Origin of the sequence: Pseudomonas sp. FSL W5-0203, from assembly GCF_001896155.1 — a bacterium.
GTDB classification, from domain to species: Bacteria; Pseudomonadota; Gammaproteobacteria; order Pseudomonadales; family Pseudomonadaceae; genus Aquipseudomonas; species Aquipseudomonas paracarnis.
Map to the genome: position 1 here is coordinate 37,365 of NZ_MPOR01000014.1, position 20,694 is coordinate 58,058.

The 20,694-nt window shown below is 60.2% G+C and carries 16 protein-coding genes; 7 read left to right on the forward strand and 9 right to left on the reverse strand.

Annotated features, from left to right (window positions below):
- Positions 1–68: 68 nt before the first annotated feature.
- Genes BOP96_RS14700 through ureE form a run of 4 tightly spaced genes read right to left on the reverse strand, consistent with a single transcriptional unit; the run spans position 69 to position 2,464 of the window.
- Positions 69–641: a HupE/UreJ family protein gene (locus BOP96_RS14700; protein ID WP_073453160.1), complete on the reverse strand. Its 573-nt coding sequence runs from the start codon at positions 639–641 to the stop codon at positions 69–71.
- 22 nt (positions 642–663) lie between these two features.
- Entirely contained in the window at positions 664–1,278 is a 615-nt protein-coding gene (gene ureG / locus BOP96_RS14705) for an urease accessory protein UreG (RefSeq protein WP_014716693.1), read from the reverse strand.
- 14 nt (positions 1,279–1,292) lie between these two features.
- Positions 1,293–1,967, reverse strand: coding sequence for an urease accessory protein UreF (locus BOP96_RS14710; protein ID WP_014716694.1), 675 nt, complete (start codon positions 1,965–1,967; stop codon positions 1,293–1,295).
- Positions 1,964–2,464, reverse strand: coding sequence for an urease accessory protein UreE (ureE, locus tag BOP96_RS14715; protein WP_014716695.1), 501 nt, complete (start codon positions 2,462–2,464; stop codon positions 1,964–1,966). The genes BOP96_RS14710 and ureE overlap by 4 nt, the downstream gene beginning before the upstream one ends.
- A gap of 339 nt (positions 2,465–2,803) precedes the next feature.
- Between ureE and BOP96_RS14720 the strand changes: the two genes are divergently transcribed.
- A complete protein-coding gene (locus tag BOP96_RS14720; protein ID WP_014716696.1) occupies positions 2,804–3,310 on the forward strand; it encodes a C40 family peptidase in 507 nt (168 codons plus the stop codon).
- Positions 3,311–3,315: 5 nt separating this feature from the next.
- Here the strand turns inward: BOP96_RS14720 and BOP96_RS14725 are convergent, their stop codons facing one another.
- Entirely contained in the window at positions 3,316–3,948 is a 633-nt protein-coding gene (locus BOP96_RS14725; RefSeq protein ID WP_003188114.1) for a TetR family transcriptional regulator, read from the reverse strand.
- A gap of 151 nt (positions 3,949–4,099) precedes the next feature.
- A complete protein-coding gene (locus BOP96_RS14730; protein WP_003188116.1) occupies positions 4,100–4,420 on the reverse strand; it encodes a hypothetical protein in 321 nt (106 codons plus the stop codon).
- A gap of 357 nt (positions 4,421–4,777) precedes the next feature.
- On the opposite strand from BOP96_RS14730, the gene BOP96_RS14735 reads away from it, so the two are divergent.
- Positions 4,778–6,844, forward strand: a complete 2,067-nt coding sequence (locus tag BOP96_RS14735) for an AsmA family protein (RefSeq protein WP_014716697.1) — start codon at positions 4,778–4,780, stop codon at positions 6,842–6,844.
- Positions 6,845–6,957: 113 nt separating this feature from the next.
- Here BOP96_RS14735 and BOP96_RS14740 read toward each other — a convergent pair whose 3' ends face one another.
- On the reverse strand, positions 6,958–7,488 hold the full coding sequence (locus tag BOP96_RS14740) for a ferritin-like domain-containing protein (RefSeq protein ID WP_014716698.1): 531 nt from the start codon (positions 7,486–7,488) through the stop codon (positions 6,958–6,960).
- 97 nt (positions 7,489–7,585) lie between these two features.
- Complete coding sequence (locus BOP96_RS14745; protein ID WP_014716699.1) at positions 7,586–8,476, reverse strand: DMT family transporter; 891 nt, start codon at positions 8,474–8,476, stop codon at positions 7,586–7,588.
- A 98-nt stretch (positions 8,477–8,574) separates the two neighbouring features.
- Between BOP96_RS14745 and BOP96_RS14750 the strand changes: the two genes are divergently transcribed.
- The 3 genes from BOP96_RS14750 to BOP96_RS14760 all read left to right on the forward strand — a co-directional run bounded on the left by BOP96_RS14750 (position 8,575) and on the right by BOP96_RS14760 (position 10,942).
- Complete coding sequence (locus tag BOP96_RS14750) at positions 8,575–9,363, forward strand: AraC family transcriptional regulator (RefSeq protein ID WP_003188122.1); 789 nt, start codon at positions 8,575–8,577, stop codon at positions 9,361–9,363.
- Positions 9,364–9,434: 71 nt separating this feature from the next.
- Positions 9,435–9,734, forward strand: coding sequence for a PsiF family protein (locus BOP96_RS14755; RefSeq protein WP_014716700.1), 300 nt, complete (start codon positions 9,435–9,437; stop codon positions 9,732–9,734).
- 194 nt (positions 9,735–9,928) lie between these two features.
- Complete coding sequence (locus BOP96_RS14760; RefSeq protein ID WP_003188124.1) at positions 9,929–10,942, forward strand: AI-2E family transporter; 1,014 nt, start codon at positions 9,929–9,931, stop codon at positions 10,940–10,942.
- A gap of 184 nt (positions 10,943–11,126) precedes the next feature.
- On the opposite strand, the gene BOP96_RS14765 is transcribed toward BOP96_RS14760, so the two are convergent.
- Positions 11,127–12,395, reverse strand: coding sequence for an Hsp70 family protein (locus BOP96_RS14765; protein WP_038448682.1), 1,269 nt, complete (start codon positions 12,393–12,395; stop codon positions 11,127–11,129).
- A 168-nt stretch (positions 12,396–12,563) separates the two neighbouring features.
- On the opposite strand from BOP96_RS14765, the gene BOP96_RS14770 reads away from it, so the two are divergent.
- Positions 12,564–19,499, forward strand: coding sequence for a dermonecrotic toxin domain-containing protein (locus tag BOP96_RS14770; RefSeq protein WP_073453162.1), 6,936 nt, complete (start codon positions 12,564–12,566; stop codon positions 19,497–19,499).
- A gap of 230 nt (positions 19,500–19,729) precedes the next feature.
- The gene (locus BOP96_RS14775) at positions 19,730–20,668 is read left to right on the forward strand and encodes a DnaJ C-terminal domain-containing protein (RefSeq protein ID WP_014716703.1); all 939 of its coding nucleotides are present in this window, start codon (positions 19,730–19,732) and stop codon (positions 20,666–20,668) included.
- The last annotated feature ends 26 nt before the right edge of the window (positions 20,669–20,694 follow it).

The following is a 20,694-nucleotide window of genomic DNA, read 5'->3' on the forward strand; positions in this document are numbered from 1 at the left end:
CGTCATGCTTTGGGACGCAGAGCGTCCTAGGCTGCATTCCCACGCGGAGCGTGGGAACGATCTTTTCCTCAGCCCGCCAGCAACCAAACCCCAGTCGCCGCCGAAGCCGCCCCGGCCACTCGCACCAGTGGCGCTGCAGCCGCCGGCAAAAAGCGCACCACCGCATAACCCGCAGCGTGCAACACGGCGGTCGCCCCTACAAACCCAGCCGCATACGCCCAAGGGCTGGTCATATCCGGCAGTTCCAGGCCATGGGCCACGCCATGAAACAGCGCAAACAACGCCGTGGCGCCCACGGCCACGAACAGCGGCGGCCGCACCGCCAATGCTACCGCCAGGCCCAAGGCCAGCACCGAAGCAGCAATCCCGCTTTCCAGCGCCGGCAGTTGCAGCCCTTCAAAACCCAGCACGCCGCCGATCAGCATGGTGCCGACAAAGGTGCATGGCAGCGCCCAGCGCGCGGCGCCTTTTTGTTGGGCCGCCCAGAGGCCTACCGCAAGCATGGCCAGCAAGTGATCGAGGCCGCCCAGGGGATGGCTGATACCGGCCATCAGGCCATTGTCGCCATGGCCCGGATGGGCGAAGGCCAGGGCAGGCGCGAGCAGCAGCGCGGCGGCGGCGAAAAGTCTGTTGAGTCTCATGGACAGGTTCCTTATGGGTTGATCAGGCGGCGGTCAGCAGGCCCTGGCGTTCGATGAAGGCGACGATGTCATCCAGGCCGACCCCGGTTTTCTGGTTGCTGAACACAAAGGGTTTGCCGTTGCGCATGCGTTGAGTGTCGCTGTTCATCAGGTCCAGCGACGCGCCGACCAGCGGGGCCAGGTCGATTTTGTTGATCACCAGCAGGTCGGATTTGCAAATGCCAGGCCCGCCCTTGCGCGGCAGCTTGTCGCCCGCAGACACATCGATCACATAGATGGTCAGGTCCGACAGTTCCGGGCTGAAGGTGGCCGACAGGTTGTCGCCGCCGGACTCCACCAGAATCAGGTCCAGGCCCGGAAAACGACGGTTGAGTTGGTCCACGGCCTCCAGGTTGATCGAGGCATCTTCGCGAATCGCCGTGTGTGGGCAGCCGCCGGTTTCCACGCCGATGATGCGCTCCGGCGCCAGGGCCTGGTTGCGCACCAGGAAGTCGGCATCTTCACGGGTATAGATGTCGTTGGTCACCACCGCCAGGTTGTAGCGATCGCGCAGCGCCAGGCACAGGGCCAGGGTCAGGGCGGTCTTGCCCGAGCCTACCGGGCCGCCGATACCGACGCGCAGGGGTTGTGTGTTCATGTGCTTCTCCAGAATCAGGAACGGAACAGGCGGCTGTACTGGCGCTCGTGGGCCATGCACGCCAGGGACAGGCCAAAAGCAGCGCTGCCCAAATGGTTAGGGTTAATGCGCTCGGCATCCTGCTGGGCTTGTTGCAGCAGCGGCAGCAGTTCACTGGTTAGACGCTGGGCGGCTTGCTGGCCCAGTGGAAGGGTTTTCATCAGCACGGCCAATTGGTTTTCCAGCCAGCTCCACAGCCAGGCGGCGAGGGCGTCGTCGGCGTTGATGTGCCAGGCGCGCGCGGCCAAGGCCCAGCCAAGGGCCAGGTGCGGTTCGTCGCGTTGAGCGAGAAAGTCACGGGCGCTGTCGTCCAGTTCCGGCAAGCCGTTGAGCAACTGTTGCAGGGAGTAGCCCATCTGGCGGCTTTCCTGATACAGCTCCCGGCTCTCACGGCTGGCGCGATGCTCGTCGCACCACTGCGCCAGTTGTGCCCAGTCCTGCTCGATGGCTGCGCGGCAATGGGCGAGCAACAGCGGTGCTTCGAAACGCGCCAGGTTGAGCAGCAACTGGTCACTGATCCAGCGTCGGGCGCTCGCGGCATCCTGCACGCGGCCGTTGTCCACCGCCATTTCCAGGCCCTGGGAATAGCTGTAGCCGCCAATCGGCAATTGCGGACTGGCCAGGCGTAGAAGCGCCCAGGCTGGGTTCATAGACGTACGCCGAACTGATGCAGCTTGGGGGCGTAGTTGAAGTCTTCATCCCCATGGCGCGAATGATGATGGCCGCCGCCATAGGCGCCGTGCTCGGGTTGAAACGGCGCTTCGATGGTCTGTGCATCGGCACCCAGCTGTTCAAGCATGGCCTTGAGCACGTAGTCATCGAGCAGGCGCAGCCAACCGTCACCGACTTGCAGGGCTACATGGCGGTTGCCTAGGTGATAGGCGGCGCGAGTCAACTCGAACGCGTTGCGGCAGGTGACATGCAGCAGTTGTTCAGGGCGGGCGCACACCCGTACGACGCGTCCGTCTTCTGCCTGTAGGAATTCACCATCGTGCAAGGGCGGCTGGCCCCGCTCCAAAAACAGGCCGACGTCTTCACCGTCGGCACTGAAACAGCGCAGGCGGCTTTTGCTGCGGGCTTCGTAATTGAGCAGCAACTCGGCGGCCCAGAGGGCTTGGGGGGCGATTCGGCGATGTATCACCAGCATCAGAGAGCTTCCAGCTGTGAGCGATGAAAGACCTAGAGCAAGGGGCTTGCCAATCACGGAATTGAGTCGGAATTCCCTGTAGTCAGGCAGGCATGCTGCTCAATAGGGCGTCAGATAATTCAGTGTGTGAATCAATTTGGTGCGTGGCGAGGTTTATAGCACCGGCGAAGGGCGTTTTGCGTTGATGGAGGCGCTTGTCTTGATGAAATTTCTTTCATCTTTTTCTCTGTAGGCAGTTTTTAGGATTTGTCCTACGAATCATGAGGATTTGGAGTTCATGAGATTACCTGAGGGTTCTTTAGGCTATGCGCCCTGTTTAATACCACCGCGACGTTCATCATGCTTCGATCAATTTTCTGTATATGCCTGGTCAGCCTGACCTTCTTTATTTCATCGGCATCGGCCAATTTTCAGCCCCGCGCCAGCTTCGGCTCGTCGCTGCAAAGCCTCAAGCCGGCTTCCATCGACGACGTGATCGACCGCGCCCATGAGTTGCTCGGTACGCCCTATAAGTGGGGCGGCACCTCGGCGGAGCAGGGCTTCGATTGCAGCAGCTTCCTGGTGTATCTGTTCAAGACCCAGGCCAATATCCAGATACCGCGCACCACCACGGCCATGCACCGGTCATCGGCGGCGACCATCAAGCGCAATGCGTTGAAGCCTGGGGATGCGGTGTTTTTCAAAGGCAACGGGCGCGGCCAGGTCAGCCATGTCGGGCTTTACATTGGCCACGGCAAATTCATTCATTCGCCGCGCACCGGCAAAACCATTCGTATCGATTCATTGAGCAATAGCTACTGGAACAAGCACTACACCACCGCCAAACGGTTCCACACGGCGGGTTGATTGCTTTATTCGGTGCTGCCCAGCCCTTGCCAATGCTTGAGGCCGATAAAGATAAAGCGCAGTTGCTGGGTGATTTTCGCTTGGGGCGTAAGGTGGGCCGGCAGGGCGTGGGCCGGTGGGTCGATGATATCGGGCAGGGTGGCGAACACGCTCTTGACGATCAGGTCGGCCATCACATGCAAACCTTCGGCATCCAAGTGCTGGAGTTTGGGCATCAGCGTCAGGTCGGCGGCCAGGTCGCGGGTGATGTCTTCGCGCAGGGCGGCGATGGCTTGGCGCACGGCCAGGCAGCCGCCGTACTGTTCGCGAGCCAGGAACAGGAACTGAGAGCGGTTAGCCGAAACCACATCGAGAAAGATGCGCACCGAGGCATCAATGATGCCGCCCATCACGAATTCGTTGTGGCGCACCAGGCGGATCGTGGCGCGAAAGGTCTGGCCGACCTCGCTGACCAGTACCAGCCCCAACTGGTCCATATCGGCGAAATGGCGATAGAAACCGGTGGGCACGATACCCGCCGTCTTGGCCACTTCACGCAGGCTCAGGCTGCCAAACCCACGGCCGCACTCCATCAGATGGCGGGCTGCGTCCATCAGGGCGAGGCGGGTCTGTTGCTTCTGTTCGGCGCGGGGCAGCATGAGCGGATGAGCTTTGTCGGCAAGTACAGCGACGCACTCTAGCAAAAGCGCTTTGCCGGCGTCGAACTTGGCAGGGGCGGGGCGTGACGCGGTCTATATAAAAGCAAAAGCCCGATCGGCAGATCGGGCTTTTTTCTGGGCCACCACAGGCTTAGCTCTGTGCTTGATGCAGTTCTTGCAGACGGTCGGCACCGCCTTCAGCAACGCCTTCGGTGTAGGCACGTTTGTTGGCTTGTTCAGCACCGCCTTCGACCAAACCTTTCTCTTGCAGACGGTTGTAGCCATTTTCAGCTACGGCGCCTTTGGCGTAATCACGGTTTTCGTCTTCTTGCGAACCGCTGCGAGCCACGGTTTGGCTGGTTTGCACGGCTTGGGCTTTGTTCTGTGGGGTGGCCTGTTCGGCAGCTGGCAGGGCAAAGGCGCTGGAAGCCAGGACAGATAACAGAACGGTAGCGAGTAATTGGCGTTTCATGATGGTTGCTCCTAGGGAGGGCGATAAAGTGGGTACAGGGTTAATGTTACCCTTGATAAGTCGATATAAAAGTTCATAAACACAATGGTAATAATCAACAGAATTGATTGTTCTCGCCGGAGGCTCTAGATCGAGCCTCTCAAGCCCGCGGCTTTGCACCGATGTGGGTATTTTCGACACGAACCTGGGTAACAATGGTGCGTCGTCGATGGGGAAAATTGTCTGGTTGATCAGGAAAATCGCTTTTTTCGGCTAAATCCGCCGTTGCGTTAAACCCCCAGGCACTTTGCCAGTCGTAGTCCTATAAGCTGTTTAAAAGGCTGTTGCCCAGCCAGTCGTATTCAGGAGCCCTGTGCAATGACGCGCACTCGTAAAATTCTCGCTTGGAGCTGCGCCAGCTTCGTTCTGTTGATTGCCATCGTGGTACTGGTGTTGGTGTTCTTCGACTGGAACCGCATCAAGCCGCCCCTCAATGCCAAAGTCTCCGAAGAACTGCATCGTCCATTCGCCATTAACGGCAACCTCGCGGTGGTGTGGCAGCGTGAGCCCGATGAAGGCGGCTGGCGCGCCTGGGTGCCGTGGCCCCATGTGATTGCCGAAGACCTGACCCTGGGTAACCCCGATTGGTCGAAACAACCGCAGATGGTCACGCTCAAGAAGGTTGAGCTGCGCATTTCGCCCCTGGCCTTGCTGGTGCAGCGTGTGGTGATCCCCCGCATCGACCTCACCGAACCCAGTGCCCAGTTGCAGCGCCTGGCGGATGGCCGCGCCAACTGGACGTTCAAGTTCGACCCCAAGGACCCCAACGCCGAACCGTCCAACTGGGTGGTGGATATTGGCGCCATCGGCTTCGACAAAGGCCATGTGACCCTTGACGATCAAAGCCTCAAGACCCAGCTGGATGTGATCATCGACCCGCTGGGCAAGCCGATCCCCTTCGGTGAAATCGTCGGCGACGCCGATGCCAAGAAGGCCCTGGAAAAAGGCTCGGCGCCCCAGGACTACGCGTTCGGCCTCAAGGTCAAAGGTCAATATCATGGTCAGAAGCTCGCGGGCACGGGCAAGATCGGTGGCTTGCTGGCCTTGCAGGACGCGGCCAAGCCGTTCCCGCTGCAAGCCCAGGTCAAGATCGCGGACACCAGCATCGCCCTGGCCGGCACCCTGACCGACCCGCTGAACCTCGGCGCCCTGGACTTGCGCCTGAAGCTTTCAGGCAGCAGTCTGGGCAACCTGTATCCGCTGACCGGCGTGACTCTGCCGGATTCGCCGGCCTATTCCACCGACGGCCACCTGATCGCCAAACTGCATGAGGCCAGCGGCGCCTCCTTTCGCTACGAGAACTTCAACGGCAAGATTGGCAACAGCGACATCCACGGCGACCTGGCCTATGTTGCCAGCCAGCCACGGCCCAAGCTCAGTGGCGCGCTGGTGTCCAACCAACTGCTGATGGATGACCTGGCGCCTTTGATTGGCGCGGACTCCAACGCCAAGCAAAAAGCCCGTGGCGGTGAAAGCAAGCAACCGGCGACCAAAGTGCTGCCGGTTGAGGAGTTCCGCACCGAGCGTTGGCGCGATATGGATGCCGATGTGGAGTTCACCGGCAAGCGTATCGTGCACAGTGCCGACTTGCCCTTTACCGACCTCTACACCCACCTGGTGCTCAACGACGGCCAACTGAGCCTTGAACCCCTGCGCTTTGGCGTGGCCGGTGGGAAGCTCGATGCGCAGATTCGCTTGAACGGCCGCACTACGCCGATGGAGGGCCGCGCCAAGCTGACGGCGCGCAACTTCAAGCTTAAGCAGTTGTTCCCGACTTTCGAACCGATGAAAACCAGCTTCGGTGAACTCAACGGCGATGCTGATATTACCGGGCGCGGTAACTCGGTGGCGGCACTGTTGGGCACATCCAACGGTGACCTGAAGATGCTCATCAACGATGGTGCCATCAGCCGAAGCCTGATGGAAATCGCCGGGCTCAACGTGGGCAACTACGTGGTCGGCCGCCTGTTCGGCGACGAAGAGGTAAAGATCAACTGCGCGGCGGCGGACTTCGGCATCAAGACGGGCCTGGCGACCACACGGTTGTTTGTGTTCGATACCGAGAACGCGATCATCTACATCGACGGCACCGCGAATATGGCCACCGAGCAACTGGACCTGACCATCACGCCGGAATCCAAGGGTTTTCGCCTGTTCTCCCTGCGTTCACCGCTTTACGTCAATGGACCTTTCATCAAGCCCAATGCTGGCGTGAAAGCCATTCCGTTGGCGCTACGTGGTGCAGGCATGGTCGCCCTGGGCGTGATCGCCGGGCCGGCCGCCGGCTTGCTCGCCTTGGTTGCCCCAAGCGGTGGCGAGCCCAATGAGTGCGCACCGTTGCTGCAACAGATGAAGGAAGGCAAGGCGCCCAAGACCGTGAAGTAATTGTGGGAGCGGGCTTGCCCGCGATAGCGGGGTATCAGTCAATGATTTATCAACTGATCCAACGCTATCGCGAGCAAGCCCGCTCCCACAGGGGGATGTTGCGGTGTTAGTTATTACAGATCCTGCAGAATATCCGCCATATCGTCCGCGTGTTCTTCTTCCTGAGCCAGGATGTCTTCGAAGATGCGGCGGGTAGTCGGGTCTTTGTCACCGATGTACTGGATGATCTCGCGGTAGCTGTCTACTGCGATCCGCTCGGCCACCAGGTCTTCGTAGACCATTTCCTTCAAGGTGTTACCCGCCACGTATTGCGCATGGGAGTTTTTCGACAGCAGGTCGGGGTTGAACTCCGGCTCGCCGCCCAGTTGCACGATACGCTCGGCCAGTTTGTCAGCGTGCTCGGCTTCCTGGGTCGCATGTTCCAGGAACTCATCGGCAGCCACGCTGGCCTTGAGGCCGTTGGCCATGAAGTAGTGACGCTTGTAGCGCAACACGCAGACCAGTTCAGTGGCCAGCGACTCGTTGAGCAGTCGGATGATTTCCTGACGGTCGGCGTCGTAGCCTTCGGTCACGGCACCGTTTTCGACGTTCTGGCGGGCGCGGCTGCGCAGGGTCGCAACGTCAGTCAGTTGTGCTTGAGTCATTTCAATCTCCTGGGGCTAATCCGGTTGTACGCCACGCTCTGCCGGCGTGATCGCTATTGGTTGTGAGTCCCGGGCCAGGCGAAAAGTTTTATCGGATTTAACAGGATGTGTCCTGAGGGCGTCTGACCGGTGTGGTCCAGCGCTCCGACAGGATCACTCCACCCAGGGTCAGCAAGCCACCCACCAGGTGATACCGCGCCAACTCTTCCTTCAGCACCACCGCCGCAATCAGCGCGGTAATCAGCGGCAGCAGGTTGAAGAACAACGTGGTACGGCTGGGCCCCAGGGTCTTGACCGAGTGCATCCACGCCAGCGGTGCCAGCATCGAAGCCAGCAGGCAGGCATATAGCACCAGCGGAATATTCGCCCAGCCCAAACCGGCCTTGGCCGAGAACAGATACAGCGGCAGCAGCACCATCACCGCGACCAGCACCTGCAAATACAGCAGCACCAACGGCGGCAGGCGCAGCTGCCATTTTTTCAGCAGGGTGCTGTAGACCGCATAAGCCAATGTTGCCACCAGCATCATGCCGTCGCCCAGGTTGACCCCATGTTGCAGCAACGCGCCCAGGCTGCCGGCCGACACCACCACGACCACGCCTGCGAACGACAGCACCGCGCCGGTCAGCGCACCGAAGGTCAGGCGTTGGCCAAGGCTGATGATCGCGGCGGTCAGCGCCATCAACGGCATCAGAGACAGGATGATGCCCATATTGGTGGCGCTGGTCAGCGTCGCGGCGTAATAGGCCAGGCTCTGATACACCGCCATGCCGAGCACGCCGAGGATAAAGATCTTGCCCAGGTTGGGACGGATCTGCGGCCAGTGGGCGACCACCGGTTTGAGCATGAACGGCGTGAACAGCAACGCAGCGAACAGCCAGCGGTAAAAGCCGATTTCAGCCGGGAAGATCGAGCCCACGGCCAATTTGTTGACCACGGTGTTGCCGGCCCAGATAAAGATAGCCAGCAGCGGATACGCGTATTGCATTGAAAAGAAACCCAGTGTGTTGACGAGGCAGGATTATCCTCTGTCTGGATCGAAGCCTATACTGCGATCCAGACAACTGAGCGTTGAATCCAGACAATATGTCCCGACACACCGTACGCCTGCCCGATTTCGCCCGCCTGCCCAGCCCGGTGTACTTTCGGTATTCCGATTTTGCCCCGGACACCGAATGCACCCCCCACCAGCACACATGGGGCTCGCTGGATTACTCGGCCAGCGGTGTGATGCGCATGGAAGTGGCGGGCAATCGCTTCATGTCGCCACCGCAATACGCCGTGTGGGTGCCGCCGCTTACCGAGCACAGTTCCTACAATGCCGAGGCGATTGTCTACCACTCCGTAGGGCTGGCGCCGCAGCTGTGCGAGCAGTTGCCGCAGCAGCCTTGCACCCTGGCGATCAGCGACATTCTCAAGGCGATCCTCAAGGATTTCGCCCTGCGCGATGTCAATGCACCGCGCACCGATGCCGATATCCGCCTGGCCCAGGTGCTGGTGGACCAGCTCAGGCAGGCGCCGGTCCACGACTGCTTCCTGCCCTACGCCCGCCACCCGGGATTGCTTGGGGTCTTGGAGGGCATGCAGGCAGAACCGGGAGACAACCGCCCTCTGGCGCAATGGGCCGAGCAGGTGCATGTGAGCGAGCGCACCCTGGCGCGCCAGTTTGTGCGCGAGCTGGGCATGAGCTTCGGCGAATGGCGCCAGCGCTTGCGCTACCTGGCGGCCATCGAAGCGCTGGACAGCGACCGCAGCGTGCAACACGTGGCGTTTGATCTGGGCTACAGCACCGCCTCAGCGTTTATCGCCATGTTCCAACGCCACGCCGGCTGCACGCCGGAGCAATATCGGCGGGCGAACATTCGTGGCCGGTGAAGTTGTAACAGGTTTTGACTACACTGCGCTGTAGGCCGTGCCCGTCGGCACGGTAACAGGGAGAAAACTCCATGAAGATGCTGCGTATTCCGTTGTTGATGATGGGCCTGCTGATGTGTGCCCAGGGTTTTGCCGCCACTGCCCAGCAAAACAAAATGACCACCTGCAATGCCGAGGCCACCACCAAGACGCTCAAGGGCGATGACCGTAAGGCCTTCATGAAGACCTGCCTGTCGGCACCTGCCGCCAACGACGCCAAGACCCTGACCCCGCAGCAGCAGAAGATGAAAGACTGCAATGCGTCGGCGAAAACCAAGGCGTTGACCGGTGATGCGCGCAAGACATTCATGAGCACCTGCCTCAAGGGCTGATCGCGAGCTCACGAATGCTGCAGAACCCCTGTGGGAGCTGGCTTGCCTGCCTCGGTATGACGGATACACCGAGGTGCCCGCATCGCAGGCAAGCCAGCCCCCACACTTGATCGTATTCACAACACCCGCTCTCGCTTGATTCTTCCAAGGCTGGCAGACTGCCCATCCTTCAACGCCGTTTGTTTTGAGGCTGTATGCCAACGTTTTCTCAGCGTCATGTGTTGTTGCTGTCCAGCTACATCATCATTTTCGGCGGGTTGCTGCTGGTACTGCCGCTGAAATTGCTACCCAGCCTGCTGGCCGGCCTGTTGGTCTATGAACTGGTCAACATGCTCACCCCTCAACTGCAACGCCTGATCGAAGGCCGGCGCGCGCGCTGGCTGGCGGTGGCCTTGCTGGGCACCTTGATCGTCAGCGTGTTGGCCTTGATCTTCGCCGGCGCCATCAGCTTCCTGCTCCACGAAGCGGAAAACCCCGGGGCTTCCCTGGACAAATTCATGGGCGTGGTCGACCGCGCGCGCGGGCAATTGCCGCCGTCCATCGACGCCTATTTGCCCGCCAGCGCGGCGGAGTTTCGCGTGGCCATCGGTGATTGGCTAAGCAAGCACCTGAGCGAACTGCAACTGGTTGGCAAAGACGCGGCCCACATGTTCGTCACCTTGCTGATCGGCATGGTGCTGGGTGCGATCATCGCCTTGCAGCGCGTGCCCGACTTGACCAAGCGCAAACCCCTGGCCGCCGCGCTGTTCGACCGCCTGCACCTGTTGGTCCAGGCGTTTCGCAACATCGTCTTCGCCCAGATCAAGATCGCCGCGCTCAACACCGCCTTCACCGCGGTGTTCCTGGCAGTGGTGCTGCCGTTGTGTGGCATTCACCTGCCGTTGACCAAGACCCTGATCGTGCTGACCTTCCTGCTCGGTCTGCTGCCTGTGATCGGCAACCTGATCTCCAACACCCTGATCACCATCGTGGCGCTGTCGCTGTCGATCTGGGTGGCGGTGGCGGCGCTGGGGTATTTGATCGTGATCCACAAGGTCGAGTACTTCCTCAACGCGCGAATCGTCGGCGGGCAGATCAGTGCCAAGTCATGGGAATTGCTGTTGGCGATGCTGGTGTTTGAGGCAGCGTTCGGCCTGCCGGGGGTGGTGGCGGGGCCGATTTACTATGCCTATCTGAAAAGCGAGCTGAAGCTGGGTGGGATGGTTTAAGCCTTGTGCCGCCTGGGCTGACGCCATCGCGAGCAAGCCCGCTCCCACATTGAAATGCGATCACCTGTGGGAGCTGGCTTGCCTGCGATGACGGCCTGCCAGCCGAAGCCTATCTACCTGAAACCCCAACGATCCAACTATGTGGGCTTGCTCGCGAAGGGCGCGCCACGGTTTCAGCTAAAACTCAGCTGCCGTAACGCTTGCTCGCCTCAATCGCCAAACCACTGCCAATGCTGCCGAAGATATTACCTTCCACATGCCGCGCATTCGGCAGCATTGCCGAGATGCTGTGGCGCAGTGCCGGAATGCCGCTGGAACCACCGGTAAAGAACACCGTATCCACCTGGGCCACGCTCACCGAGGCGTCATTGAGCAACTGCGTGACACTGCCGCGCACGCGTTCGAGCAGGTTGTCGATGGACGATTCGAACAGCGCGCGGCTCAGGTCTACGCTCAGGCCCGCTTCGATGCGGTCCAGCGGCACGTGGCGGCGGTCTTGATGGGTGAGCTGGATCTTGGTTTCTTCCACTTCCATGGCAAGCCAGTGCCCAGCACGCTGTTCGATCAGCTTGAACAGGCGGTCGATGCCGCCGGTGTCTTCGATGTCGTAGCGCATGCTGCCCAGGGCCAGCTGGGATTTTTGCGAGTACACCGAGTTGATGGTGTGCCAGGTCGCCAGGTTCATGTGGTGGCTGGTGGGCATGTAGGCGCCGCTCTTCATGCGGCTGCCGTAGCCGAACAGCGGCATCATGCCAGCCAGCGAGAGTTGTTTGTCGAAGTCGGTGCCGCCGATGTGCACGCCGCCGGTGGCGAGGATGTCGCTCTGGCGGTTGTCGTTGTGACGACGATCCGGCGACAGGCGCACCAGGGAGAAGTCGGAGGTACCACCGCCGATATCGACGATCAACACCAGCTCTTCTTTCTCGATGGTGGACTCGTAGTCGAACGCCGCTGCAATCGGTTCGTACTGGAACGAGATGTCCTTGAAGCCGATCTTGCGCGCCACATCCACCAGGGTGTTTTCCGCTTCCTGGTCGGCCATCGGGTCGTCATCGACGAAGAATACCGGGCGGCCCAGTACCACTTCTTCGAATTCACGACCGGCGTTGGCTTCGGCGCGGCTCTTGAGCTGGCCGATAAACAGTGCCAGCAGGTCGGTGAAGGGCATGGCAGTGCCGAGCACGCTGGTGTCGTGTTTGATCAGCTTGGAACCCAGCAGGCTCTTGAGCGAGCGCATCAGGCGGCCTTCGTAGTTCTCCAGGTATTCGTGCAGCGCCAGGCGACCGTACACCGGGCGGCGCTCCTCGAAGTTGAAGAAGACCACTGACGGCAGGGTGATTTTTCCGTCCTCCAGCGCGATCAGCGTCTCCTCGCCGGGGCGGATCCAGCCGACGGTGGAGTTGGACGTGCCGAAGTCAATGCCGCAGGCACGGGCTGGAGATTCGTTTTTCATGTCTAACAGGTTCCGGTCAAAAAACGGCCGCGCAGTGTATGTCACTCGCGAGCGGATGCGTAGACCGGTGATCCGTAAATCAGTGCGTAATCGCGCTACATAGCTACGTCTTGAACCGGCGGGGGCTTGGTTAGGCTGCGGTTTTACTGCCCTCACGGACGAACTGCTATGCCTGATGCAACCTTCAATGCCGACCTGCGCGGCGTGCATTACGACTTTCTCAAACAACGCGTGCCGAACTGGTTCAAGGAAGGTACGCCGCAACGCCAGGAAGAACTGGGCAAGCACGAGATGGATATTCCTGCCTGGTACCTGGCCGCCACCCACACGGACAAAACCACCCTGGCGGCGCAGCATTCGCGCTTTCGTGAAACGCTTAATTCGATTGAGGCGCACCTGGGCCAGATTGAAGACGTCCTGACATTCGCCGAGCAACCGCTGAAAGATGCGATCAAAAAGGAGTTCAATCTGGAGCTGGATGTACGCAATGTGTTCTTCGTGCGCAAGTATGGCTCCAAAGGCGCTCGCGATGACTTCTACGGTGCCTTTGTTTTCGAACAACAAAATGACGCATCGCTGACCTACACATACCGCGGCATTTCATTGCTGGAAGCCGCCCTGGCCAATTTCGAGGCCGATGAAGAACAGCCCAGCGCGTGCACCGATTGCCAACTGATCACCACCTTCAACCCGCAAAACCCCAACATCATTGCGAGCTTCGCGGCGGTCAATGCCCAAGCTGTAGCAATCGCCCCCCACGCGTTCGCCAAGCTCTGCCGCACTCTGGACCTGGGCGCGCTGTACCAGGCGCATATCAAGGCGGTGGTTGAACCTGCAGACGCCGGCGAGCGCCAGGCACTGCAGCAGCTACTCGAGGAGCACCAGCGCCAGCAGCTTGCAGTGTGCATCGAGATTGCCAGGCTGCAGTTGAACGGAGCGCTGAGTGCCGATGCCTATCGAATGCTCAAGCAGGTGGTGACCGGTTCTGATATCCCCAGGCTTGGTGGGAAACCGGTGACTTATGCCGCACTTAAAGTATTCGATAGCGTGTTGGTAGGGCCGCTTTTGATCGGGCCCGATCGTCAAAATACGAGCCGCTCCGAGCCGCTGGTGGTGTACATCCCCGGTGACCCCCAGCAGCCCGTCAAGGAATATGCGTCAAGTAGCGAGTTCATGGCTGACTTGCGCACACGCCTGCACAGCGCATCGTATCGACGCTTTTTCAGCCGCTTTGTGCCGGTGCGCGACCAAGGCGGTTTTTTCGCCCGGTTCAATTGGTTGTACCAGCCTGCCAACAACGGAAATGGCGGGGCAGACTATCCGCTGCGCACACCGTTAGCGCGGTTGCCGATGCAAGACTGGGTCGTTGCCGGTGACCTGTGGCAGCGCAGTCGCCAAGCACATATCAGCAAGATTTTGAGTGATGCACGTGCCGTGGCCGTGCCCACTGAAGATGAAGACCGCAAAGCTCGGCTCGAACGTTTGGAGAGCTTTTTCGACGCGGCTGTCAGCGTGTTCAACCTGGCCGCTTTTGTAGTGCCGGGGCTGGGGCCGATCATGCTCGCGGTGGGTGCTTCGCAAATGTGCTACGAAGTGTTCGAGGGCATTGAGGCCTACGAACAGGGCGAGCCGCGCCAGATGTGGGCGCATTTCGCTTCCGTGGCGCTGAACGTTGCCTTCATCGCCGCCGGTTCCAAGGTGTTGCCTGCCGTCAAATGGCAGAGTGCGGTGGATCATCTCAAACCGGTGACGCTGCCAACAGGCAAGCAGGTGCTGTGGAACCCTGATCTTGCGCCCTATGCATCGCCACTCAAACCCTTGCCCGAGGCCAAGCCCGATGCGTTGGGCCTGTACGAGCACGAAGGCCAACAGTTGGTGCCGTTCGACGACTCCCATTATCAGGTCAAGCAAGACCCACACACAGGTCAATACCGCATCCAGCATCCGAGCCGTCCCAATGCCTATGCGCCGGAACTGGAGCACAACCATAACGGGGTCTGGAGCCATGAACTGGAGCAACCGCTGACGTGGGACGAGCCCACGCTGCACAAGCGCCTGGGCCTCGTCGGACAGTCCGAACCGCTACGTATCAGCGGCGTCGAGACCGATGCGTTGCGCCAGACCATGGTCGATCATGAGCCGCTGCCGCTCTTGCTGGACGACACCATCAAGCGCCTCGAACTGCACCGGCAACTCAGCACCTTTGTCGAGCAAATCAAAAGCAGCGACCCGCTGGTGTACCAGAAAGCCGATCCTGTGCTGCAATTTGACATGCTCCAGCGCCGCGGTTTGCTGCCCGATAACGTACCGCTTAAAGTCATTGGCCCCACCGGCGATGTGCTGTGGGAAACCGCCGATGCGCCAACTTCAGTGCGCAAGCGTGTGATAGTGCTGACCGAAAGCACCGTGGCTCGGGGCCGCTTGCTCAGGGAGTTGCTGTACACCTTGCAGGGTGTCGACCCGCAGCTCAAGGAGTTGCCGGGTAGCCCCGATCAATCCCTGGACGTTCGCTGCGGCCAACTGCGCCAGTACCTCGGCGATGCCGTGCAGAGTCTCAAGGGGCCGTTGCTGGAAGAACGCTACCGAGCGCTGAACCCCGCGCCCGATGCGGATGTACAACGTGTGCTGGACGCATTCCCGGCCTTGCCGACCCTGGCGGCCGAGCGGCTGTTGCAAGGGGCTGCGGCAAACGAACTGGAGGCCTTGCGCAGCAGCGGTCGCTTGCCTGAGCGATTGGCCGAGCAAGCGAAATGGTGTGCCCAGCAAACCCGTGTGGCGCGTGCCTACGAGGGCCTGCACCTGGACACTCAGACCGGACTCGACAGCCATCGCTTGGCCGTGCGCACCCTGGAAACGTTGCCAGGATGGCACCGAGGTTCGCGGCTGGAGTTACGCCAGTATTCCCCTGAGGGCAGGGTGCTCGATGCCATCGGCTCACCCGATTTCCCGCACAAGCGAACCTTGGTGCTGCTGGAGAGCGGCGAATTCCAGGCTTCCATGCCCGGCGATTTCTATAGTGCCATCTGGGAGCAACTGGCGCTCGACGAGCGTCAGCGCCTGGGCCTGGGCAGCGCCGCTGAGCTCAAGCAGGCGATTCAGCGCAGCCCTTTACCACGCACGGAGCTGCTTACGGTGCTGGAGGCCAACCCACTGCGCAAACCGGAGTATGACCCGATGGTTCGTCTGTTGGGTGGCGGGCCGGGGTTTCGTCTGTTCAGGAAAATTGGCAACGCGTTGCGCACGGACAGAGGGCGTGTACGGCAGTTGTTTCCCAGCTTCAACGAGGAGCAAATCACCGCGTTTATCCAATCCTTGGGTGATGACGTGACTGGGGGACTAGCGCGGCGGGAGGAAGAGTTTCGGGCACTGAAAAAAACCTTGAAGGTGTGGTGGCGCGCCCAAGGGCCGCAAGCCATGAATGCCTACAGCGTTCAGACAGAGCTGGTCAATCAAGTCGTGCGTTGCTGGCGGCGGGAAACCGGGGCGTCACTGAAGCTGCATTACGGCAGGGGGGAACGGTTTGATTTGCCGCCAGTGAGTGCAGATTTCAGTCATGTGCAACACCTTGAGCTGTCCGACATCAGTTGGTCGAGCAACGCGGGCAAGTTTCTCGACAACTTCAGGCATCTGGAGGGTTTGAAGATCTTCAATGGCGACGTTGCCGAATTTCCGCCTGTGATCGGGGAAATGAAAAATCTGACTTCGTTGAGCATCACCTTCAGCGGGCTTCGATTGACACCGCACAGTGCGCACTTGTTAAGCCGGCTCAGCGCGCTTGAAAACCTGGACCTGATGCATAACCCGTTAGGTACATTGCCCGACTTCAGTGGTATGCCAAACCTCACGGAGTTGAACTTGCGCGGTACGCAGATTGACCGGTGGCCTTCTGGATTAACCAGCCTGACCGGATTAAAGCGTGTCGACCTGTCGAATAACCGACTGCAGGAGGTCCCCGCGCAACACTTGACGCCGCCGGCGGATCAGCTCGAAGCGGTCGTGCGCACGAATAACGTCACCATCGTGCATGGCAACCCCTTTGCGGCCGACTATTGGCAGAAGTTCGACCAGTATTGGAAGAACCTGACGCAGAACCATCCGCGGCTCCTGCGAGGCGCCCTTGAGGACGCCTTCGACAGCGCGAATCCAAGGCTTCGGGTTATGCAGAAATTATACCCGAACAACAGCGTGCAGTTTTCCAGGGGGATGATTTGGGCGTTGGGCGAGGCCGCCGAGGCAGAGCTGGCGTCGCGTGAGCAGGCATTTGACACGCTGCTGCGTCAGTTGGAGGGCTGGCGGTTCTCCGGCGGCGGTGAGCGCCAGCGCTATGTGCGGGTTGGGCAACGTTCCACCGAGGTGGCGGCACTGAGTGATCGCGCAACGGCCCAGCAACGTATCTTGAGTTGCTGGCGCAGGGAAACCCCGCAGCAACTCACCCACGCGGGTGACCCCTTCGGTCTGGAGCTGGACCTCAGTGGCCTGAACCTGCCGAGCCTGCCTGATCTGGATGCGGATTTCAGCCATGTCGGTTCACTCAAATTGAGCAACATGAACCTCAATACGTCGCCTGAAGGTTTTCTCTCTGGCTTTCGAGGCGTGCGCTGGCTGGACCTGTCGAGTAACCGGTTGCGCGAATTGCCACCGGCGCTGGGGCAGATGCAGGGCTTGACCCGGCTGTCCCTGCAAAACAACCGGATACGCCTGACCCCCGATTCTGCAGCGATGCTGTCGTCACGCACCACGCTCAGGGCGTTGCTGCTCAATTCAAACCCACTGGGTATCACGCCGGATTTCAGTCAAATGTCGGATCTGCGTTCATTGGGCATGGGGGCAACCGGCATTGATAGCTGGCCGACGGGCTTGGGTGGCCAACCAAGCCTGGATGCGGTGTACCTCAGAGGTAACAATATTTCCACATTGCCCGATTCGCTGATAGCCCCGCCGGACGAGCAACTGGCACAGACCCTGCGCGTCACCCGTGTGACCGATCTGGATTTGAACCCGTTGTCGGTCGAGACGCGACAACGCATAGTCGCTTACGGCAACCGGCTAAGTGCGGGAGAACGAGCCACTAACAGGCTGGTCGCCAGCGTCATGCGGGTGGCTGATCGTCCTGTGGTGTTGGCTGCCACTGATGCTCCGTTCCGGCGCTGGTCCACCGGGTTCTCCACGCAACAGGTTGCGCAGCGCAGACTTCAATGGTCCGCCCTGCAGGCCCTGCCCGGTGCGCAAGGTTTCTTCGAAGTGCTGCGTGACCTGGAAGTCGCACCAGCAGGCCATGCAGACTTGCAGCGGCGCGTGTGGGACGTGATCGATAGCATCACGCAAAACAGTGCCGAGTCCGAGCAGTTGCGCAAGGAAATGTTTGAATGGGCGGGCCGGGCGGCCTGTTGTGATCGCGCGGCCCTGACCTTCAGCAACCTTGAGATCCTGCTGATGACCCACAACGCCAGGACCCTCGCACTGGACGCGTCCCAGGGAGCGGCGCTGCTGAAACTGTCCAGGGGGCTGTTGCGCCTGGAGGAGCTGGAGAAGATCGCACTGCAAGATATCGATCAGCGTAGAACTGCGATCCGCAAGCGCGACGACTTGACCTCCGCTCAGCGCGAGGTGGAGTTCAGCCGCTTGGAAGAGGTGGAGATTCGGCTGGCGTATCGTCATGGCCTGAAGGATCGCCTTGAGTTGCCGGGCCAGCCGCAACAGCCACGGTTCGCCCGTCTGGGTAATGTCTCCTTGGAGATGCTTAATGATGCCTATCAGCGAGTCATCAGCCTGGATAACTCCGCACAGGAGTTTCAGGCCGTGCTTTCAAGAGACTTCTGGAAAGATTATGTGGCGAACAAATACCGCGCACGGTTTGAAGTACAGAACGAGCCCCATCACCAAAAAATGGATATTTTGCGGCGTGATTTCGAGGCTGGGACGTTATCGCGCGCAGCCTACGATGCCAAGGCCGAGGAGTTGCAGGCACAGTTTGCGATTGAAGAAGCGCAGTTGATTGAAACCTTGACCCGCGATGAAGTGGCGCAGGCGTTGGTACCCACGGCAACGCTTGAGGCGCTGGTGGAAAGCACCTCCGTGAACCTGCAACTTTCCCAGGCGCAAGCCATTGAATTCAATGGCAAGCAATATTTTGTCGCGAGCATGCCCGACGCGGGCGACGGTGAGTACTACGTGCTGTGGGTACAGGCGGTGGACAATCCGTTGCTGTTGACCAGCAGCGGTGTGATTGCCAAGCCTGATATCACCGGGGTCTGGAAGCGCCGGGGCCTGAGGGGCGGGATGGTACCGCAAGGTTCGGACGATGAATTTGTGGAGGCCTCGGAGTCCATGCCGGTGCGGCCATACACGGCGGGCGAACTCAGCTATATGCGCCGTGAAATCCATTTCACGGCCAATCCCAATCCGGCCGGCAGCTACGTCCGTGCCAACAACGGCAAGTATCCGCTGAGGGATTATCAGGGACGGCCTATTCGAATCAGGTCGCTGGAGAAGCAGGTGACCCAGGACTCGGGCGCCCACTACACCTCGGCGCAGATCAAGCCTTACATCCAGTTCGAGGGATATGAACAGGTCGGCGCGCGCTATGAAGCGCAACTGCAACTGCGCACGTTCACCGAACAAGACGTGAAAGTGCCGGGCGAGAAAGCGTTGATCGGCCAGTCGATGGTGGTGGCCAACCGCCGAATCGCCAAAGGCGAAATCGTCGGTGTGTACGGCGGTACCGTGCTGCCGTTCGGTATCTTCGGGCCTGGCGAACAGACCTATACCATGAAGGTGGGCAGCCAGAGGGTTGCCCACGGGAACACGCTGGTGGAAGAACCGATTCACTTGTCGGGTGACAACATCCTGTCGCGAATCAACACCCACTTTGAGTACGACGCCAACGGCACACCCCTGCGCCAGGCGTTGGGAGGCTACAACGTTGAGACCGTGGCTTTCGACGTCGAGGCCGACATGTGGCTGGGCGTGGGGCCTGACGCGCAGATCAAGCGCAAGCCATTTTTACTCAATGCCATTTTCGCTACCGAAGATATCGCCGCTGGCACCGAGTTGCGTTTGGACTACCAGTACACCGAAGACATGATAAGAGGCCGATTTGCCTGATTCTTGCGTTGCGGGTAACGCGTCTGTCGTCGTAAATAGACGCGTCCTATCTTGAAAGTCCATGTTTTGCCCCAATCTTGTGGGCATATCCAGGCGGTACACAGCCATTGCATTGATGCCGTGTATCGCCATTTAACTTATGACGCGCCCTGACATCAATTCCCAGGCTGCCAGCCATGGCGTGCCGTGTGGCGGGCTGCGCGATATCGATAACGGATGGTGATGCCCCCATGGATTTCAAAGACTATTACAAGATTCTCGGTGTCGAGCCAACGGCTGACGACAAGGAGATCAAGTCGGCTTACCGCAAGCTGGCGCGTAAATATCACCCGGACGTGAGCAAGGAAAAGGATGCCGAAGCCAAGTTCAAGGACGCGTCCGAAGCCTATGAGGCACTGAAAAGTGCTGACAAGCGCGCCGAGTACGACGAGCTGCGTAAATACGGCCAGCATGGCCAGCCGTTCCAGGGCCCTCCGGGCTGGCAGAGCCGTGGCGGCTTTGGCGGTGGCCAGGACGCGGGCGACTTCTCGGATTTCTTCAGTTCGATCTTCGGCTCGCGCGGTGACGCTTTCGGTGGCGGCCAGCGCCGTCCCGCCGGGCGCAAGGGCCAGGATGTGGAGATGCAGTTGACGGTGTCGCTGGAAGAAACCCTGTCGACCGAGTCCAAGCAGATCAGCTTCCAGGTGCCCCAGTACGATGCCTCCGGCCGGCACGTCAGCAATACCGTCAAGAGCCTGAACGTGAAGATCCCGGCCGGTGTGGCCGATGGCGAGCGCATTCGCCTCAAGGCCCAGGGTGCGCCTGGCATTGGTGGTGGGGCCAATGGCGACTTGTACCTGATCATCAAGTTTGCACCACACGCCAAGTTCGAGGTGGATGGTGAAAACCTGATCATCAACCTGCCGCTGGCGCCGTGGGAGTTGGCGCTGGGTACGGAAGTCGCGGTGCCCACGCTGACCGGCAAGATTAATCTCAAGGTGCCCGCCGGCAGCCAGAACGGCCAGCGCATGCGCGCCAAGGGCCATGGCTTGCTGAACAAGGCCGGGCAGCGCGGTTATCTGTTCATCCAGCTCAAGGCTGTCATGCCCAAGGCGGCGGATGATGAGGTCAAGGCGTTGTGGGAGGCCCTGGCGCAAAAGGCTGCGTTCAATCCGCGCGAGCAGTTCTGAACAGATCATTGATTTAGTTAGCGCCA

Bases quoted from the DNA above. Each gene is read 5' to 3' on its own strand.
- BOP96_RS14740 (WP_014716698.1), bottom strand. From the start codon at position 7,488: ATGACTCAAGCACAACTGACTGACGTTGCGACCCTGCGCAGCCGCGCC.
- BOP96_RS14725 (WP_003188114.1), bottom strand. From the start codon at position 3,948: ATGCTGCCCCGCGCCGAACAGAAGCAACAGACCCGCCTCGCCCTGATG.
- BOP96_RS14720 (WP_014716696.1), top strand. From the start codon at position 2,804: ATGCTTCGATCAATTTTCTGTATATGCCTGGTCAGCCTGACCTTCTTT.
- BOP96_RS14765 (WP_038448682.1), bottom strand. From the start codon at position 12,395: ATGAAAAACGAATCTCCAGCCCGTGCCTGCGGCATTGACTTCGGCACG.
- ureG (WP_014716693.1), bottom strand. From the start codon at position 1,278: ATGAACACACAACCCCTGCGCGTCGGTATCGGCGGCCCGGTAGGCTCG.
- BOP96_RS14760 (WP_003188124.1), top strand. From the start codon at position 9,929: ATGCCAACGTTTTCTCAGCGTCATGTGTTGTTGCTGTCCAGCTACATC.
- BOP96_RS14735 (WP_014716697.1), top strand. From the start codon at position 4,778: ATGACGCGCACTCGTAAAATTCTCGCTTGGAGCTGCGCCAGCTTCGTT.
- BOP96_RS14745 (WP_014716699.1), bottom strand. From the start codon at position 8,476: ATGCAATACGCGTATCCGCTGCTGGCTATCTTTATCTGGGCCGGCAAC.
- ureE (WP_014716695.1), bottom strand. From the start codon at position 2,464: ATGCTGGTGATACATCGCCGAATCGCCCCCCAAGCCCTCTGGGCCGCC.
- BOP96_RS14730 (WP_003188116.1), bottom strand. From the start codon at position 4,420: ATGAAACGCCAATTACTCGCTACCGTTCTGTTATCTGTCCTGGCTTCC.
- BOP96_RS14710 (WP_014716694.1), bottom strand. From the start codon at position 1,967: ATGAACCCAGCCTGGGCGCTTCTACGCCTGGCCAGTCCGCAATTGCCG.
- BOP96_RS14700 (WP_073453160.1), bottom strand. From the start codon at position 641: ATGAGACTCAACAGACTTTTCGCCGCCGCCGCGCTGCTGCTCGCGCCT.
- BOP96_RS14770 (WP_073453162.1), top strand. From the start codon at position 12,564: ATGCCTGATGCAACCTTCAATGCCGACCTGCGCGGCGTGCATTACGAC.
- BOP96_RS14775 (WP_014716703.1), top strand. From the start codon at position 19,730: ATGGATTTCAAAGACTATTACAAGATTCTCGGTGTCGAGCCAACGGCT.
- BOP96_RS14750 (WP_003188122.1), top strand. From the start codon at position 8,575: ATGTCCCGACACACCGTACGCCTGCCCGATTTCGCCCGCCTGCCCAGC.
- BOP96_RS14755 (WP_014716700.1), top strand. From the start codon at position 9,435: ATGAAGATGCTGCGTATTCCGTTGTTGATGATGGGCCTGCTGATGTGT.